This window comes from Wolbachia endosymbiont (group B) of Silvanus unidentatus, from assembly GCF_964028615.1.
Classification (GTDB): Bacteria; Pseudomonadota; Alphaproteobacteria; order Rickettsiales; family Anaplasmataceae; genus Wolbachia.
This window is the reverse complement of record NZ_OZ034795.1, coordinates 1,181,863-1,200,651: the sequence shown is the minus strand read 5'-3', so window position 1 is coordinate 1,200,651 and position 18,789 is coordinate 1,181,863. Positions and strand designations below refer to the sequence as shown.

The window sequence follows — 18,789 nt, the reverse complement described above, 5'->3', positions numbered from 1 at the left end:
TCTGCTTCATATTTTAAAATAAATGGCGACAATCAAATACAATTTACCTTCTCCTTTCAATTGGACTTTCTAGCTCAACACAGGATAAGTTGCTCATACACTCTTCTAATATTTCATTCTTTTTATCATTGTTTAATCTATTGCTGAACTCTTGACACCTTCTCTCAAGAGCTGAATGCGTAGTCATAATATACCTTACTGTTTCAGATGATAACTCTGGTAACTCGCTACGGATCCTTTCTTGTTCTGTTCCAGAGAAATTGGTGAAATTGGCTCTGGCCATTTCAGGGAATTTTTGTGTGATCGTTTCTTTTATCATTTCTCTAGCCTCTTCTCCATCGAGTGTAATAACCACTGATGGATGTAAGCCAGATAAAGACTCAAATAATTTATTGTATGTTCCACCTGCACAACTTTGACCTTGATTACCGTAAGTTGTTGCAGCGTCTACAAGACCTTTTAAAAACATATCTTTTCTGTTTTTTATGTCTTCATCATTCAAAGGAGTTCTTTGATTTTCTGTCCCTGTATTTCTATCATTGCAGGCTTTCCAACATAAAATAGCTGCTTGCTTTAGTGTTAACTTACTATGATTGTCTTTAAAATTATCTCCTGTTCTATTGATAAATCTTAAGCATTCAAGTGCATGAGATTTATCGCCTTCTGTAAATTCATTTGACTGTTTGATGTACTCTTCAATGCCGGTTGTGTTACCTCTATTTAGCTGTACATAGAATTCATCTTTGCTTAAATTCTCTTTATACTTTTCTACGAGTCTATCAACACTCAAGTTTATACTAGCAACTGCACTTGGGTCATGAGTAGTTTGTGCCATAAAAGGAATGGCTGCTAAATCTTGAAAGAAAATAGGCCTTTCTTCCTCTGGAATTTGTTGTATTAAATCGTTAAACTGCTGTATTTCTTCAATGAGTGATTTGTTTAGCAACCATAAGCACAATATAGGCAGTACCAAAAGCACACAGGAATTAATAATGTGTATAATTAAAAAAATGCTTAATGTTATTCTAATAACATTTTTTGGCCACGCTGATAATCTTTTTTCATTTTCCCTTGGTTTGAAAAAATAATTTACTAATGATAAATACAAAGAGAGCTGTACAAGAAGAAAAAATGAAGGAATCATACTTACTAATAAAACTATATTAATGAATCTTTTAATTTTATTAGTGTTGTTGTAAGCATTTTGCACTCTTTCTATTAAAGCCTGTACTCTATTTCTATTTTGCTGTTGATTATTATTTTGACCTGCAAACATACCCTATTCTAACATTAATATGTCATGCTATAGAAAGAATGTAAATAAAGCAAGGAATTTAGAGCTGCTTTTATTTTTGTTTGATTGGGGATACCACTTCTATACTTTCCGCTCCATCTAAGGTACTATTTGGTTTTTCTACAGTAATCTTGGGAGTTACTTTATTCTCGATATCTGCTCTATATGATCTAAGTACTTCAATGGCCTCTTCATTTCCACTATTGAGTGCAATATCCAAAGCATCCATTCCAGCATTATTTTTGTGATTGATAAAATTCTTCAACCGATCTCTACCAAAGCTTTCTATATATTGTTTAATGATGAGTTCCACTACTTTTCCAGGACAATTATTAGCAGCAGGGAAAAGTATTGTGTTGTTATTATTATCTTTTTTCGTTATGTCTGCTTTGAGTTTATTTATCAAATACTCGATAACTTCTACTCTGCTATCATCCTTTGCTTCAGTGCATTGTCTAATAGCTAAAAATAAAGCTGTCCGCCCATTATTATCAATATCTTCAATATCCTGTCCCTTATCAACTAAGGCTTGTATTACACTTTTATTCCCATATAAAGCAGCAAGGTGAAAAGGTGTATGTCCTTCAGTGCTTTCCCTTTCATTAATTGACGCACCATTGCTAGCTAGCAATTCTATAAACTCTGGCGTGTTTGCAAAAATTGCAAGGTGCATTGGTGTTAAGTCGTCTTTACCATGATTTCCAGTTTTTGCGTTAACGTTTGCTCCGTTATTTATCAGCAATTTCGCTATTTCAAACTGCTTATACCCGATAGCAACATGCAGTGGCGTACGATTACGTTCATAATTATCATTGACATTTGCACCAGACTTTATTAGTAGCTCTGTAGCTTCAATATCACCTGCCTTAATTGCAACGTATAAAGAAGGAGATTCATCTTTTTCTATTTCCCCTGTCATACGAAATTGCGAACATATTAATTCATAGATTATTAAGGATTATTATTAAGTTTTTATTAAAATTATATTAATAATAGTTAAAAAACTTCAATTTTTATTAAAAAATTTACATCTATCAGCGATTTTATAAGCAAATGTTTATATAATAATTCGAAAAGTGAAACAGTAAAAAAAAGCTTTTCATGAGAATTTATAAATGATAAATTGTTAATAATGAATTATTGAGAATAAGTTATGTGCTTTGGTTTGCCTAACATAAACAGAGAAGGTTATTTATTTATAATTGTTTCCTTTATAGTAACGTGTATAGCATTTTCTATATCTTGGGGGACTGGCATTACTTGCTTATTTCCAACGTTATTATGTACCTATTTTTTTCGTGACCCAGCAAGAGCTGTACCAAACAATAAGGACTTTATATTAAGTCCTGCTGATGGTGTAATTTCAAAGATAGAAGAAGTTAGTTACTCTTTATCAGAAGAGAATGAAGAAGAAAAGAAATTTACACTTGTCAGCATATTTCTAAGCGTTTTGAATGTCCACGTTAATCGTATACCAATATCTGGTACAATAAAGGAAATGAGTTATAAAAAAGGCAAGTTTGTTTCCGCAATAAGCAATAGGTCTAGTAATGAGAATGAAAAGCAGGTTATTGCGATTGAATATGAGAAGGGAAAAGAAATCATTGTGGAACAAATAGCTGGATTTATTGCACGCCGCATTGTTTGTAATTTGAGGACATCTCAGAGCGTAAAAGCAGGTGAAAGATTTGGAATTATAAGATTTGGTAGCAGAGTAAATATTTATATTCCTATTGGTATAGAAGTAAGAGTTTCAGAAGGACAAACTGTTATTGGCGGTGAGACAGTTATAGCAGATTTAAATAAACAAGAGAAGCTTACCTTTGACATTGTATGAATAACGATGAAAGTAACGATAAATCCTTACCTATTACCAAGTTATTTCCAAATTTTATAACTTTACTGGGTTTATGTGCTGGCCTTACTTCACTTAAATTCACATTTAATGAACAATGGGAATTTTCAGCAATTTTTATTATCATTGCAGCAATAATAGATGGAATGGACGGCAGGATAGCCAGAATTTTAAAATCAACTAGCGATTTTGGAGCACAACTCGATTCTTTTGCAGATTTTCTAAATTTTGGTTCAGCACCTGCTTTTCTTTTATATTTTTGGAAGTTAAATGAAATTAAAGTTGTAGGATGGATTTTAGTAATGATATATGTAATCTGCATATCAATAAGACTTGCAAGATTCAATGTTTCGCTACATTTAGAGCAATTATACTGGAAAAAATTTTTCTTTTCCGGCGTTCCAGCTCCTGTATGCGCTTTACTTGCTCTGTTACCAATAATTATTACCTTTCAATCTCATGAGAGTGAATACTTACTTCTTATAGAGCAATTTTTTAACGTAAAGAATACAGCTTGTTACTTTTTGGCCATTTCATTTTTTGCGATAAGTCATATTCCAACTTTCTCTGCAAAGTACATTTATGTTCCTAGAAGCCTATCCTATATATTTGTGTCGTTTTTTGGAATATTGATCATACTGTTTATAAGCAAGCCCTGGATAACACTACCAATTTTAGGCGCATTGTATATACTTACTATTCCAATAAGCACTGGACTTTATATATACTACACATATAAAACTCATTAGCTATATAAAAGTAGTGAGCAGCATGATTGTAAAAGCAACTGATCTATTAAACTCTTTTTTATATATAAAGATATTCAACATACCATTTATAATTATTTGGGTAATTGCAACTGGGGTTTTTTGTACGGTTCGATTCAAATTCATTAACTTTAGGTTGTTCAAATATGGGATACAAACACTATTCAACCTAGAGAGCCATAATAATAATGGCATAATCACCCACATTCAGGCATTTGCAACGGTAATTTCAGGAACAGTTGGTCTTGGAACAATATCAGGAGTTGCAATAGCTATTACAATAGGGGGGCCAAGTGCAGTTTTTTGGATGATAATTACCGGAGTACTTGGCATGTCAATAAAATTTGCTGAAGTAGTGCTTGCATTTACTCATCGCTCTGAAAACACAACTGGTGGGGCTTTTTATTATATGGAACATGGACTTGCAAAGATTGGATTTATGAAGACTGGCAAATTCCTTGCATTTATCTACGCAGTTATGCTGCTTGTTGCAATGATTCTAGGCGGCATACCATTTCAGGCAAATCAAATTGCAGCGTTGTCAAGTAACTTATTTGAATACAACACATCTGTTATTATCTCGCTATTTGTATTAATTGTAATACTGGGAGGAATAAAGCGAATTGCTTTAGTTGCAACAGGTTTAGGGCCGATCATGATAATGTTATATATAGGCATGTGTATATATTTAATCTGTGTAAACGGAAATAATCTACTGAATGCTCTATCTATAATATTTCAAGATATCTTTAACAAATCAGCTATAGGAGGTGGAGTATTGAGTGGATTAATAGCAGGGGTAAGAAGGTCAGTGTTTGCTAATGAAGCAGGTACTGGAACAGCAGCTATAGCACATTCGATTGTAAAAGAGAAAGACCCAGTTAAAGTTGGAAGTGTTGCAATGATTGCACCATTTGTAGACACAATATTAGTCTCATTTTTGACTGGTATTGTGATAATTATCACCGATATGCATAGCACTAATACCGTAGGTGATATTATGTTAGTTAGCTCAGCATTTTCAACAGCCTTGCCTTTATTTAGCAAGCTAGCTCTTCCGCTGATAATGTTTTCCTTTGCATTTTCCACAATAATAGCTTACTATTACTACTGTGAAGTTGCCCTAGTGTACTTATTTGGTAACAAAAAAGTACTGATATTGTTTCAGTTTTTTATAGTCGGTTCAGTGTATATCAGCTGTATATCAAAAAATATAGAATTTATATCTTATTTAGGCGATAGCCTGTTTATGTGCCTTATGATTCCAAATGCTGTTGCAATATATCTACTGAGAAGGGAAGTCTTAAATACAATAGATTCTTATTACAAAAGGTATTAAACATGATTTATAGATTGCTTTGCATGATGTTATTTTGCCTATCGTTTAACGATGTATACGCTGCTTCAATTTTTTACAAAAGTTATGACATTGCATTAAATGGAATAAGCAACTTCATGAATGAAGTATTGTTTTTCAAGATCTTTCACGTACCATTTATAATTCTTCTATTGGCTTTTGGTTATATATTTCTAACACTACGTTTTAAGTTCCTCAACATAAGGATGTTTAAGCATGCGTTCGCTATTTTATGTGGAAAATATGATACAGATCATCACGATGGTCACATTACGCATTTTCAGGCATTTGTTACTGCACTTTCAAGCACTGTAGGTCTTGGAACTGTTGCTGGTGTTGCAATTGCAATTTCAATGGGAGGGCCAGGAGCGGTACCTTGGATGATGATAACAGGCTTTTTTGGTATGTCTGCAAAGTTTGCTGAAGTAACTTTAGCATTTAGGCACAGAACAGAAGGTCAGGAGCAGTTATTCAGTGGTCCCTTCCAATATATAAGAAATGGGCTAGAAGAGTTTGGATTTAAAAAATTTGGTATCGTACTGGCTGCAATATATGCAGCGGTTTTTGTATTATCAGGCCTTGGTGGAAGTGTAGCATTTCAAACTAACCAAATGGTTTCAATATTATCTGGCTATTCAAATTGGATAGATGGTCATCCTTGGTTTCTCTCTTCCATAATTTCTACGCTACTTGCTCTGGTGATTATCGGTGGAATTAGGAGAATAGCTAGAGTATCTTCTGCACTAGTGCCTATCATGTCACTAATATATATTTTGAGTTGTGCCACAATCATTGCATTCAATATTCACAATTTTGGCAATACATTAAAAATATTGTTTTCCAGTATGATAGACTTCAATGCCGTTGGTGGAGGAGTGGTAGGAGCATTTGTTGCTGGAATTCAAAGGGCAATTTTTGCCAGTGAAGCAGGTGTTGGTTCTGCATCAATTACTCATGCAGCAACTAAGGATGAAGAACCAGTAAGAACTGGACTAGTTGCGATGATAGAACCATGCTTTGATACAATGTTAATTTGTTGCTTAACAGGAATAACAATAGTAATAACAGGTGCATACCAGACCAGCACTGGCGAGGGAATACTGATCACCCAAAAAGCATTTGAGACAGTTTCTTCTTGGTTTCCTATCCTTTTAACCATAGCTGCGCCTTTGTTTGCATTTTCTTCAGTAATTTCATTTGTCTATTGCTGTGAAATGGGATGGTTATATTTATTTGGTCCAAAGAGTATAGTGATATACCGAATATCGGTAATAATTGTGGCATTTCTCTCTGGTCTTTCCAAAGATATAATGGCTATTGCTAATATTGGTGGGGCTTTATTCTCTTGCTTAGCACTCATCAATATGACAGCACTTATACTGTTTAGCAATCAGATTAACAATGAAGTCCAATGTTATCTAAAAAGGCTAAGGAATAATAAAATTAGCTAGATTTTTGCTATGATAGAGATATTTGTAGTTTTTGTATTATCTTACATATTAGGTTCAATACCGTTTAGCTTAATTATTGCAAAAATAAATGGTATAAATTTAAGAGAAGTAGGTTCAGGAAACATTGGTGCTACAAATGTTGCAAGAACAGGAAATAAGAGACTTGCTGTCCTCGCATTATTTTTAGACTCTTTGAAAGGATTTGTCGCGGTTTATACAGCACAACAATTTTGTGATAATAACGATATATATATATATGTATCTGCAATTTTAGCAGTTCTAGGTCATATGTTTCCTATTTGGCTAAGGTTCAATGGAGGAAAGGGGGTTGCAACAACTTTGGGAGTTTTGATAGCACTTAACATTTCTATAGCATTAGCATTTGTATTTGTCTGGCTAATAGTATTTTTTATCTTTCGGTACTCCTCTCTTGCTTCCTTGGCTGCTACTGCAGCAGCTGTTATAGCATCTTTCTTTTTTCAAAAGGAGTTATTCCTTATACTACTCACTGTAGCGATATTAATTTTCTTGAAGCATTACAAAAATATTGCAAATCTTCTGCAAGGCAGAGAACGTAAGTTTTTATGAGCTATGTCTCATTCCTTCTACTACATTACTAGCGGATACTCCATGTGAGAGACGACTTGAGACTACTTCTTCTACTTCTTTTATTATTTCTTCCATGTTTTTTCCACTTTTTTTACATGCATCATCAAGTGCTAATTTTAGCTTACGTATATCATACTCTTCTAGCATCTTATTCATTTCTTCTTTCGTTATCTCTAATTTTTTTAGTAAGATGTTCTCCATTATTTCTCTTTTATCACCTTTATATTGTCCATTTAGTCTGTTATATGCAATGCAACACTTCCTTTCTCGTGGCAAGGCTGACAGATTTTGCAATGTAGCATCTATTTGAGCTTCTATAGGGTTAACTTTCCTAGCCTTTTCAGCAGTTTCTGACCTAAATTTCTCTACTTCTTCTTTTATTATTTCGTCAGCTATTCCCTTAGCTTCATTCAAAAATGAATCCTTAAGAGAAAAATCTATCCTAAGTAAATTTTGGTTTAAAAGCTTCAAAAAGACTTTTTCTTTGATATTTTCGAGTTGGTCATCTAAAGCATGCTCCTGCAGTCTATCTCTCATGTGCTGACCCAACACAAAGTGCTCTAATTTATTTAACTTTACAGAGCTGATATTTTTCATTAATGTCAGCACAATTTGTTCACTATACTGAGAAGTAAAACTTAGCAACCTTCTCATTAAAGGAACGCTTACTTCTGCAATAAAATCATCAACTATTTTTTGACTTTTATCATCTTCATAATTATTTTGGGCGTTATGCCAAGCCCTAAGAATTTCTTTACTGTTCTTCTTATTTTTTAGCCTGTCTAACATAAACTTACGTGCTTCATTTTCTGCTTCTGTAAGGAGCATTTGTCTAGGTGGTGTAAATTTAATCTCTGGATCGGAATGAATACCCTCTAATGTACTTAACATTCTGTAGATAACACCAGTAAAACATGTGTTAGGAATTCGTTCTTTTCTAGAGAAAGTTTGGCTATCTAGTAAATTTGCAATCAACGCGTCTTTTTTATTTTTTACAGCTTCTCTATCTCCATCATTGCAGGCTCTAAGAACTAACAGAAGAATTTGTCCACCAGTGAAGCCAGAGCTATGTTTCTCATTACCTTTGCAAAAATCTTGCAAAAACATTACTAATTTTCCCTTATTCTCATTACTAAATGGTTGGCCATCAAGCATATGTAAGTGATTTATATATTCAATAAATTCTTTAAATCCCTCATTATTAATAGTGTCTTCAGATACTTGTTCAGTATATTTATCTTTTAATTTGTCAATATTTTTAATGATATCATTATTTAATTGATGGGGTAGTAAATGTTCAAGCTTAATATCAAAGCTATTGACTAGCCCACGTGAGTTTTCTTTTATGCCTTCTAAAAAGAAACTAATAGCAGCTTTGAGTAACGTAAATGGATTAAAATCCTTTGGCCTTAATTCACTTTGTAATAGAATTAAAATCATTGCAAGTGGTATTGTTGCAAGTAACGAAACAAGCAGGAAAGTAGTTGTAAAAGTTATATATGTTATAGAGGCAAAAAATAAAAGGAAAGATGCTATCTTAATTTTATTTTTCTCAAAAAATATTTCCCAATATTCCTTTTTACTTATTTTTTCCTGCTTTGCAGCTTTTATGTCTTTATAAACGTAAAAAGTTTTTATTTCAGATCTAAAAAACAATGTGGCAAAAGATAAAAAGACATTGGCAGGATTAACTAAAATGCTTAAAGAAACAAAAGCTGCGAAGTAACTTGCTGTCTTTAATCTGTAAGAATCCTTTCCAGGAAATTGTATTTGGGAAACACCTATCATAGCCTACTCTCTATAATATTATGATATTGTAGTAATAACAAATAGCCTATAGATGTCAATGCTTAAGTATTTTACTGTCTACGCACTCATCGTATTCAATTTCAACTGTAGAGTGTGCAATTTCAAATCTATTTAATAGTATTTTTTTTATCTCATACAGAATATTAGTATGTTGCCCATTTTGCTTTATCTTGGCATGCATAGTAAGTATAAAATAATTATCAGATAGTGACCATGCATGTATATGATGCACATCTATCACTTCAGGTAACTTAGATACAATCTCACTTTTTATCTCCTCAGCAGATACACTCTCAGGTGTACCTTCAAGGAGTATATGGCAAGAATTCTTGAGAATTTTATAGCCACTGTTTAAGATTATTACACTGACAAATACTGACAAAATAGGGTCCACTATTTGCCATCCGGTAAACATGATAATTATGGATGCAAGTATAGCAGCTACAGAACCTAAAATATCTCCGATAACATGCAATACAGCACTTTTTATGTTTATATTACTTTCGCATTTACTATGTAATATAAAAAAGACTATAATGTTAGAGATCAGGCCAAGTGTGGCAATTATTAGCATTACTTTCCATTCAACATTGACCGGACAAATGAATCTCTTTATTGATTCAATTATAATGACCGCTGCAATGAAAAATAGAGTTAAACCATTAACAAATGCTGCAATTATCTGCAATCTGTGATACCCATATGACCTCTGTAAATCAGATTTCTTAGCTGAAAATTTGTGTGCTATCCAGCTTAAAACCAAGGCAAAAAGATCAGTGAGCATATGTCCTGCATCTGATAGTAGAGCAAGCGAATGTGAAATTACTCCACCTGCTATCTCCATAAGCATTGTTATTGCGACTATTATTATGGAATAAATTAAGCGCTTGGACTCTGCTATTGAGTGTTTGCCATTGTGCACTGCTGTCATATAAAATCTTTTTATGAGCAAAAATCGTGGGTAACACTGGGCTCGAACCAGCGACCCCTTGCACGTCAAGCAAGTGCTCTACCAACTGAGCTAATTACCCATCGTAGCTTTAGTATAGTGCTTCAGTGAAATGAAAGTCAATTTGCTTTTAGACTTCTTGCTGGATGAAACTCCTTGACAAATTTCCATAAGTGTTGAAAGTATCAAAAATGGCGTGATATAAGGTGATCAACGACATGTAAGTTACCTCCTGATAGTAAAACAATTGAACGTAAAAAAAGAGTCATTAAGATTTAATGTAAACTGTAATAGTGCTATCTTAAATCCGTCTAAGTTACTTCTGATTTTATAAATAAGAAGCTGCTTATATAAATATACACTTTCATTCCATTCATGTCCAAGTTAATGTAATTTATTTGGACATGGTAGGAAAATTTAGTATATCGTGAAAATATCTATATTAGCCTACTTTTGCCACATTTATATACGAACTAATTTACCTGAACTAATTTACCTGACTTTGTTGCAGCAATTTGAAGCTTCTATTTTTACAACCACGTATTTATGCGGCTTGCTCTTACAAAGGTGGGTGTTTTTTGCAATTTTAAGAAGGTAAATAAACAAATTTCTTGTAACGCTACAGGGTTTAGTATTTTTTATAAATCTTTACTCAATTTATTAAAATTTTGACAGTTATTATAATATTTGCTACACATTTATATTGTATTACCGTGCTTTCATAAAGATGTAGTATTGGTGATGTAATGAAAAATGTTTCAAAATAGAGAGGAATAAATGATTGATCATTATAAAGTATTAGAAGTAGAAAGAAATGCTACTCAAGATGAGATAAAAAAAGCATATCGAAAATTAGCACTTAAGTTTCATCCAGATAAATTTCCTGAAATAGTAGATCTCAATATGTTAAAAGCAAAGACGCACCTTTCAGAAGCAGAAAGAGATCAACTAATTCAACTGAAAAAAAAATTTAAAGAGTGCGAGGAAAAGTTCAAAAAGATATCAGAAGCATTCGAAGTATTATCTGATCCAGAAAAAAAAAGCCAGTACGATAATGGAGATGATCCTAGTCAACAAACTTATGATGGACACTCATCATGGGAACAACAAGAGTCAGAGAAAAGACACCAAGAAAATAAAAATCCAATAATTCCTATGTCTTTAGTAATACTTTTAATATCTACGACAATAATCTCAAAAACTAGTCTTGGAAAATCAAAAGTAGGTGCAGTTGTTGCAGCAACACTTGGAGGACTGCTATCTATGCCAGTTGTAAATAATTTAGAACACATAGTGGAGTCAATGTCAGATAATTCTGAAGCAAGACAGAAGTCAGCGCTAATTGCAGATAATTTAAAAAAAGTATGCAAGTCAATTAGTACAAAAAATATTGTATTATCAGGAGTTATTGCAGGATTATGTACATCGATTTCTTACATCATCCTTAATACTCATATAGAATCTTTCAAATCTGACCTTATAACTGTAGCTGCAGCTGCAATTGGGGGTGGAGCTGGTGCTGCATTGTCAAGAACTGTTTTTACAAAATTGGAAGATGTTGATACTGAACAACCAAATATCCCAGAACAGAGCATATAGCTACTCTCTCCTTTATCGTTACCCCGGTGTTGTGATACTGGGGTAACACCGTTCGCTATGTAAATTAGCTAAAATGTTCATACATTTTTTACTGAAATGACATTATTCACTGCTTCCTATATAGTTTGAAGACATGCTCTTAGCGGCTGCCTGAGGTCAGCTATAGAATTTTAGCCACATTCTAAATGTTACATATTAAGTTAACTATCTATACTTTTTTATTAAGATATAAATTATACCAATATGAGAATTTACGTTTTTTTCAGATGAGTCACTTTATGCTTGATATTGTAAAGACTAATAAATTAGAGGTTAGAATTATGACAATTAATCAACAAGTAAATAAAAATATAACTAAAGAAGAATATTTTAACGATAAGCATGTTATAGAAGTTAAAGATTTAAATATTAAAGTAGAGGTTTATTCTCACGATTTAAGAGCAAGTAAAGTTGCTAAAATTGAAAGTGAAATAAGAGAAACAGCTACTAATTTTAAAGATGCATTTAAGTTGGAGCCTGGTAGCTCAGAACAAACGTTCAAAATTTATGTGTTTGATGATAAGGCTGATTACACTCATCTTGGCGGAAGCGAACGTTTTGGTTCTTACCTTGGAGATGAGGGTGGTAAATGTTACTACAAAGGAGAAGCTGATGTTTTTGCTGAGATGTATGTCTATCAGCAAGGTGGCGTTCATAACCTTCAGCATGAATTTGCACATGGTTTAACTTACTTGGCTACAGGAGGAAAATCTCTACCTACAGTATTAATGGAGGGAATTGCAGATTACTTTGAACATCATTCAGATCACAAGTTCAATGCTCAAGGGTCAAGCATTGATAAAACTGAAGCCGCAAATTTGGATCTAGGTGGAATTTTAAATTTACAATACTCAGCCAATGGTGAAGAAAACAGTTTAGTGTATAAAACTGGTCATGCGTTGATAATGTACTTACAGGAAAAAGATCCTAGTTTATTAAGAGACTACCTAGATGCTTTACGTCAAGGTAACTCAGATGAATCAAAAAGTTTCTTGAAAGACATAAAAGGACATGATGCTGACTTCAAAAGTTGGCTTGCTGAGAATGATACAGAAACTGCAATGGAACATCTCAACGCTTTGCAAGTTACAAAAGGAGATTTTATAGCAACTGGTCAAGAAATAGTGGGTGGAGAAATTAAAAACATATCCTACTATAAAGCAAATATAGAAAAGATAGATGGAGAAAACGTTGGAAGTTTTTCTCCTGTAGAACATGTTGCATTTTATGATGTTGCTCGTGCTATTAATAGGGCAACAAATGATAACCTCGATATATCAAAGGAATATCATTTTTTAAAGGTAGTAAAAACTCCTGATGGACAGGATAAACTAACTTACTCTGACCAACAAGGTAATGAATATCAAAACAGTCAAGAGTATAAAATGCAAGCTTTTAGGGTGCTATCAAAGTATGATGAGAATTTGAAGAAAACTTACGACGATGCATTAAAAGGTCTGGATCAGGAGAGGCAAGAGGAATATTCTAAAATAGATAGAGAACTTGGTGAAGGGAAGATTTCTTATGAAGAATATTTAGGCAAATATCATTCAATTCCCTCCAAATATGAGGAATTAAAAGGTTCCTTGCTCGATGAGATGATAAGCACTGGTTCAAAACAGTTAAAGTCAACTCAGAACATCGATGTAGAAAAGATGTTAGAAGAGATGGTTAATATCGATCCAAACCTAATCAGAGGTGCTCATATTAATCTACAAGAAGGTAAAGTTTTCTCTATCAAAGCTCTTGGTCACGGAGATATGGGTGCACTATCTATATATGATGGGAATACAAAGCTTGGAGAGTTGTCGAGCGAATCGGGCTTTTTTAAGCAAGTTGAAGGTCAAACTAAAGAAACTTTTGTTTTTGAGGACATATTGCACAACTTGAATACTCAATATGACGGTGGTGCTTATATGGCTATTACAAAAGAAAATGGTCATTATAAAGCTTCTCTGATAGATGGCAGAACAGTTGAACGTGATGAATACTTTGATGAAGCACATTTACATGAAAATGAATTGTTGCATCCTAGCACTGGACACATTCAAAAAGATTTAGATTCTCTGCTTCTTAGAGGGACCAAAATTCTAAATCATCAGGATTCAAAGCATGCTCAATATTCTGATGAGCAAAGAGAAAGCGGTGTAATCGTAGAAAAAGGAACATTATTGGATGATAAAGGGACTGATAGAACAGACGACGATGTATACGAAGCGGTTGTAAAGCAAGGAGGCGAAAATCTACATGCATTCAAAAATATGGGCTTCTATATCACTGAAGAGATGAAAAATGAAAGAGGTGAAGTTGTAAATGGGAGTAACTTATTCATTCATGATCACGGAAAAAATGTACGCTATCAGTTACCTGAAGAAGTTACTCATCTAAAGTTAGTGCAAAAGGATGACGGATACAAATTAGTGCCAGCTGATGAACGTGGTAATGAATATAGGTATGATGCTCAAGGTAATACTATACCAGAAGAATACAAATATATCAACCCAGTATTTGCACATGAATATGAAAAGAGAGATTATTCTCATAAACATATAAATGTGGGCCTTATAAACTTAGAAAAATATGCCCCTGGTAAACTTTTTACCATTAAACATGATCCAAATGATTATCAGATACAAAGAAACTCGAGTGGTGAAATAGTGAGAATCAACAATCAAAGATATTTCACTAAAGTAAAACTATTTGATGGTGATACTGATGAAGAAATAGGAATGTTATCTAATAATTTCCATAACTTCAAAGGAAAAATATTCTTTTCTGCTGATTATAACTACAGCTATAATGATTTCCTCGCATCTGTTTCTCCTCAAGTTGAAATTGAGAATATGGGAAATGGAAGCAAAAAAATAACTTTCGATCAAGGCAGTGGCGATATCGGCGATACTAACAGAGGCTACACGGACTATCAGAGAATATTCACAAAAGAGAAACAAACCGAAAGTCCAAAAGGGCAAGTAAGTGAAACTAAGACAGAAGTTCATAGTACTACTAATGTTGTTGCTGAAGAGAGAAACGACAACAGTGAAATACAGTCTGATCAACCACAAATTCCAACAAGGGCAAAAAGGTCAGCTTCAGTGGAGGAGAAAGAGCAGGTAGTGTTGAAAGACACAATCTTGAAAATAGAAAAGAGCTATGATAGAGATGTAGAAGGAAAGCATAAGGCAAATGTAATCATAGATTATAATGATGTGAAAGCCTTGTATAATAGAGCAGAAGGAGCAGATAAGCAATCTGTGTTAGATTTTTGGAACAAACTGCATACATCGGATTATAAGATTGGTGCTTTGCCGGAAGACAAGTATTACTTTAAAGATGGCAAATTTCTAATTCACGATAGTGACACGAAAAAGCTTATAGTGTTACCTGAAGATAAGGTATCCATCAAAATAATGAAGGATGGTGATAGTTATAGTTTGGCTATATCAAATGGTAATGGCAAAGTAATAAGCAGCATTAGTAAAATAGATAATCCAAATTACGAATTGCTATCAGATTCAAGTCACTTTAGCTTAGAAACACAAGATAACTTTGAGTTATTAGATCAACATCATGAATATAATCTCTATCTAGAGAATGGTTTTGTGAAAATGTTCGACTGCGCAAGCGATCACGTTTATCACGATCATAACTCAGCCTATATCTAATATATAAGGAGGGCCCTGCCCTCTTTTTGTTATTCCAATGCCCAGACACTGGCATCCAGTAAATTTGCTAGTATAAAAGTAATCAACGTTTCTTATGATGGAAAAATGGATTCCAGTGTCAAGCACTGGAATAACACCAAAGGGGCTACTAGGATGACATCGTCTGCTACATACTTAGATCACAAGAGAAGAATTCTGAAGCGAAAAGCTTCAAGGAAATCTTATGCAAAATCTAGTATTTACGGAATTTATATTATTTTCATGCACATTATGGTTTTTATAATTAACGGAAAGTGATATGGCTAGTTTAACTTTTAAAGACAACTCTGGAGGAAATGTACCATCCCCTAACATTAAAAGCATAATTTATGAAGATGCTGCACAGAATAAGTATACCTTTGGTGTAGACAATGCTACTAATGTTTTCAACACTTTTAAGTATGAACCTAATGGTGCTGCTGCAATAGATTACAGTGCTACAGCAACAAAGTTCATGACTGGAGGTGCAATTGCTACATTATTAGGTATTGGAACTAATGTAGATGCAATAAAAACTAAGACTGATTCTATTCCAGCTGACTTAAGCGCTGACTTAGTTACCATAAAAACTCAAGTCGGAACAGATCTGATATCAGGAATAAAGGCTAAGACTGATAAGATTACAGATACCTTAGGAGCTGATGTCACTGCTATAAAGGCTAAAACTGATACTATTCCAGCTGACTTAACAGCTAAAGTAACTGCTATAGAAACTGCTACAAATTCTGCTAATTTAGGAGATAAAGTTACTGCAATACAAACTAAGACTGATAAGATTACAGATACCTTAGGAGCTGATGTCACTGCTATAAAGGCTAAGACTGATAAGATGCCTGCTGATTTAGGAACTGAGTTAGGTAATTTAGCTAAATCTGCTGAACTAGCTCCTTTAGCTAAATCTGCTGATGTTACTGCTATAAAGGCTAAAACTGATACTATTCCAGCTGACTTAACAGCTAAAGTAACTGCTATAGAAACTGCTACAAATTCTGCTAATTTAGGAGATAAAGTTACTGCAATACAAACTAAGACTGATAAGATTACAGATACCTTAGGAGCTGATGTCACTGCTATAAAGGCTAAAACTGATACTATTCCAGCTGACTTAACAGCTAAAGTAACTGCTATAGAAACTGCTACAAATGCTGCTAATTTAGGAGACAAGGTTACTGCAATACAAACTAAAACTGATAAGATTACAGATACCTTAGGAGCTGATGTCACTGATATAAAGGCTAAGACTGTATTTATTCCAGATACCTTTACTGCTGATGTTGCTGCTATAAAAGATGCTACAAGTGCTGCTAATTTAGGAAAGAAGGTTACTGCAATACAAACTAAGACTGATAAGATTACAGATACCTTAGGAGCTGATGTCACTGCTATAAAGGCTAAGACTGATAAGATGCCTGCTGATTTAGGAACTGAGTTAGGTAATTTAGCTAAATCTGCTGAACTAGCTCCTTTAGCTAAATCTGCCGATGTTACTGCTATAAAGGCTAAAACTGATACTATTCCAGCTGACTTAACAGCTAAAGTAACTGCTATAGAAACTGCTACAAATTCTGCTAATTTAGGAGATAAGGTTACTGCAATACAAACTAAGACTGATAAGATTACAGATACCTTAGGAGCTGATGTCACTGCTATAAAGGCTAAGACTGATAAGATGCCTGCTGACTTAAACGCTGAGTTAATTAAGTTAACTACAATAGGAAATGCTATAAATGGTAATGGTAACGTCACTGAAGCTGCTAAAGCTGTACTAGAGAGCAGTTTCAAGAAAGCTATTAAAGAAGCTGGAGAAGATGGTAGCGAATGGCTTAAAAATGAGATAAAAGAGATAGTGTCACAGCCATCCTTCGAGATTCCAACAGATTCAAGTTCACCTCTTTCTTGGGATTGGTAATGTAAGTGCTAGTGAATGACATCGCAAGATGTCATTCACTGTTGTCATTCCAGTATCACATGCTGGAATGACATCCTTGTTTTATTGCAACTAATTTGCAGTGATTTTTGTTTTAATGTAAATGGAATATAGTCCTATTGCTGCTGCGTTTGAAACATTTAGACTATCAATTACGTTTGACATTGGAATTTTTAAAAGATAATCACAACTTTCTTTCACTAATCTCCGCATTCCTTTCTCTTCAGAACCAAAAATAATTACTCTTTTTTGCCCAAAATTCTTTATTTCATCTATATTTTCCTTTGCATTGCAATCAAACCCATAACACCAGTAGCCTATCTTTTTTAAAGACTCCATCGTTTTTACTATGTTTGTAACGTATATTAGAGGAACAATATCCAGTGCTCCACTTGCTACTTTTGCGATAGATGCATTTTCGCTCGGTGAATGGTGATGTGGTAAAACCAGTGCATCAATGTTGAAACAAGCTGAGGTTCTTAAAATCGACCCTATATTGTGTGTATCAGTAATTTGATCTAAAATGACTATAGTAGAGCTGTCACCTGAACCTTCAGCTATTTCTTCGATATTTAAGCTGTGAAAAATAGGAGCAACTTTTAAAGCAATTCCTTGATGATTGACACCTTTGGGTAAAACATCATTGAACATTTTGTTCTCTACCAGTCGAGGTTTAATGCCCTTACTATCTGCACATTGTTTAATTTCTTTCTCAAATTCTCTGTAGAAATTTTCTGTTACTAACAGTTCTATACACCGCCTATTTTTGTTTCTTAATGCTGAAATACAAGTGTGCTTTCCATATATCCAACAGTTTTCATTAGCTTTTGATGATTTCATCTCATTATTGAAAATCAGTTTTTTATAGAATAAGCAATATTTTACTGTGTTTATATATTGTTGTAAAATTATGCAGTTCAATTAATGAATTTATGTCAGATGATGAGTTAGATTGGCAAAAAAATGTTAAGCCAATAGAATGTGGAAAAGTTACTTTGAAAGTTGATCACAAAGTAAATATAAAATCTATGATTGATAAAGGTGCCTCTAGTTTACAAGAAAATTTTCTTAATACTGATAATGGTGATTCATCATTTTGTCTTGACTACAATACAAAATTAAAGATCGATAGGGGCAAATATTTTATAAGCGATAAACTCGATTTGCATGGCTATAGTATAGATAATGCTTATTGTAAATTGATAGATTTTATTATCAAAAATTATCAAGCAAGGAATAGGTGCTTATTGGTAATTACGGGGCATGGTAATAGTACAGATAAAATAGACACTATAAAGAATAGCTTAAATAAGTGGTTGAATGACACAAAAGTTCGAAATATGATCTTATACTATCAGCAAGCCATAAAAAAACATGGTGGCAAAGGAGCTTTTTATGTCTTATTAAGAAGAAATAAAGGTTAATTTTA

The 18,789-nt window shown here is 33.5% G+C and carries 13 protein-coding genes, 1 tRNA gene and 1 pseudogene; 9 read left to right on the top strand and 6 right to left on the bottom strand.

Annotated features, from left to right (window positions below; genetic code table 11):
• Positions 1–43 precede the first annotated feature (43 nt).
• Together ABWU65_RS05660 and ABWU65_RS05655 are read right to left on the bottom strand one after the other, a co-directional pair.
• Positions 44–1,276 carry a hypothetical protein gene (locus ABWU65_RS05660; protein ID WP_353280436.1) on the bottom strand — a complete coding sequence of 411 codons (1,233 nt, stop codon included), beginning with the start codon at positions 1,274–1,276 and terminating at the stop codon, positions 44–46.
• A gap of 70 nt (positions 1,277–1,346) precedes the next feature.
• Complete coding sequence (locus tag ABWU65_RS05655) at positions 1,347–2,213, bottom strand: ankyrin repeat domain-containing protein (RefSeq protein ID WP_353280434.1); 867 nt, start codon at positions 2,211–2,213, stop codon at positions 1,347–1,349.
• A gap of 234 nt (positions 2,214–2,447) precedes the next feature.
• Between ABWU65_RS05655 and ABWU65_RS05650 the strand changes: the two genes are divergently transcribed.
• Genes ABWU65_RS05650 through plsY form a run of 5 tightly spaced genes read left to right on the top strand, consistent with a single transcriptional unit; the run spans position 2,448 to position 7,312 of the window.
• Positions 2,448–3,131: a phosphatidylserine decarboxylase gene (locus ABWU65_RS05650; RefSeq protein ID WP_353280432.1), complete on the top strand. Its 684-nt coding sequence runs from the start codon at positions 2,448–2,450 to the stop codon at positions 3,129–3,131.
• Positions 3,128–3,898, top strand: a complete 771-nt coding sequence (locus ABWU65_RS05645; RefSeq protein ID WP_353280430.1) for a CDP-alcohol phosphatidyltransferase family protein — start codon at positions 3,128–3,130, stop codon at positions 3,896–3,898. The genes ABWU65_RS05650 and ABWU65_RS05645 overlap by 4 nt, the downstream gene beginning before the upstream one ends.
• Before the next feature lie 22 nt (positions 3,899–3,920).
• Positions 3,921–5,255 carry an alanine/glycine:cation symporter family protein gene (locus tag ABWU65_RS05640; RefSeq protein ID WP_353280428.1) on the top strand — a complete coding sequence of 445 codons (1,335 nt, stop codon included), beginning with the start codon at positions 3,921–3,923 and terminating at the stop codon, positions 5,253–5,255.
• 2 nt (positions 5,256–5,257) lie between these two features.
• Positions 5,258–6,724, top strand: coding sequence for an alanine/glycine:cation symporter family protein (locus ABWU65_RS05635; protein WP_265030562.1), 1,467 nt, complete (start codon positions 5,258–5,260; stop codon positions 6,722–6,724).
• A 9-nt stretch (positions 6,725–6,733) separates the two neighbouring features.
• Positions 6,734–7,312, top strand: a complete 579-nt coding sequence (gene plsY / locus ABWU65_RS05630) for a glycerol-3-phosphate 1-O-acyltransferase PlsY (RefSeq protein WP_410541922.1) — start codon at positions 6,734–6,736, stop codon at positions 7,310–7,312.
• Here plsY and ABWU65_RS05625 read toward each other — a convergent pair.
• The 3 genes from ABWU65_RS05625 to ABWU65_RS05615 form a co-directional block, all read right to left on the bottom strand.
• Entirely contained in the window at positions 7,307–9,121 is a 1,815-nt protein-coding gene (locus ABWU65_RS05625; protein ID WP_213863909.1) for a hypothetical protein, read from the bottom strand. The genes plsY and ABWU65_RS05625 overlap by 6 nt on opposite strands.
• A gap of 55 nt (positions 9,122–9,176) precedes the next feature.
• The gene (locus tag ABWU65_RS05620; protein ID WP_007302486.1) at positions 9,177–10,073 is read right to left on the bottom strand and encodes a cation diffusion facilitator family transporter; all 897 of its coding nucleotides are present in this window, start codon (positions 10,071–10,073) and stop codon (positions 9,177–9,179) included.
• A gap of 27 nt (positions 10,074–10,100) precedes the next feature.
• Positions 10,101–10,173 (bottom strand) — tRNA-Val (locus tag ABWU65_RS05615).
• Positions 10,174–10,868: 695 nt separating this feature from the next.
• On the opposite strand from ABWU65_RS05615, the pseudogene ABWU65_RS05610 reads away from it, so the two are divergent.
• The 3 genes and pseudogenes from ABWU65_RS05610 to ABWU65_RS05600 form a co-directional block, all read left to right on the top strand.
• Positions 10,869–11,144: pseudogene (locus ABWU65_RS05610) on the top strand (DnaJ domain-containing protein); the annotation flags it as partial.
• A gap of 866 nt (positions 11,145–12,010) precedes the next feature.
• Positions 12,011–15,394, top strand: a complete 3,384-nt coding sequence (locus tag ABWU65_RS05605; RefSeq protein WP_353280426.1) for a peptidase M2 — start codon at positions 12,011–12,013, stop codon at positions 15,392–15,394.
• Positions 15,395–15,692: 298 nt separating this feature from the next.
• The gene (locus ABWU65_RS05600; protein WP_353280424.1) at positions 15,693–17,342 is read left to right on the top strand and encodes a hypothetical protein; all 1,650 of its coding nucleotides are present in this window, start codon (positions 15,693–15,695) and stop codon (positions 17,340–17,342) included.
• Between the two features lie 90 nt (positions 17,343–17,432).
• On the opposite strand, the gene rlmB is transcribed toward ABWU65_RS05600, so the two are convergent.
• Positions 17,433–18,200 carry a 23S rRNA (guanosine(2251)-2'-O)-methyltransferase RlmB gene (gene rlmB / locus ABWU65_RS05595; protein WP_264685508.1) on the bottom strand — a complete coding sequence of 256 codons (768 nt, stop codon included), beginning with the start codon at positions 18,198–18,200 and terminating at the stop codon, positions 17,433–17,435.
• Positions 18,201–18,292: 92 nt separating this feature from the next.
• On the opposite strand from rlmB, the gene ABWU65_RS05590 reads away from it, so the two are divergent.
• Positions 18,293–18,784: a Smr/MutS family protein gene (locus tag ABWU65_RS05590; protein WP_007302491.1), complete on the top strand. Its 492-nt coding sequence runs from the start codon at positions 18,293–18,295 to the stop codon at positions 18,782–18,784.
• Positions 18,785–18,789: the final 5 nt, after the last annotated feature.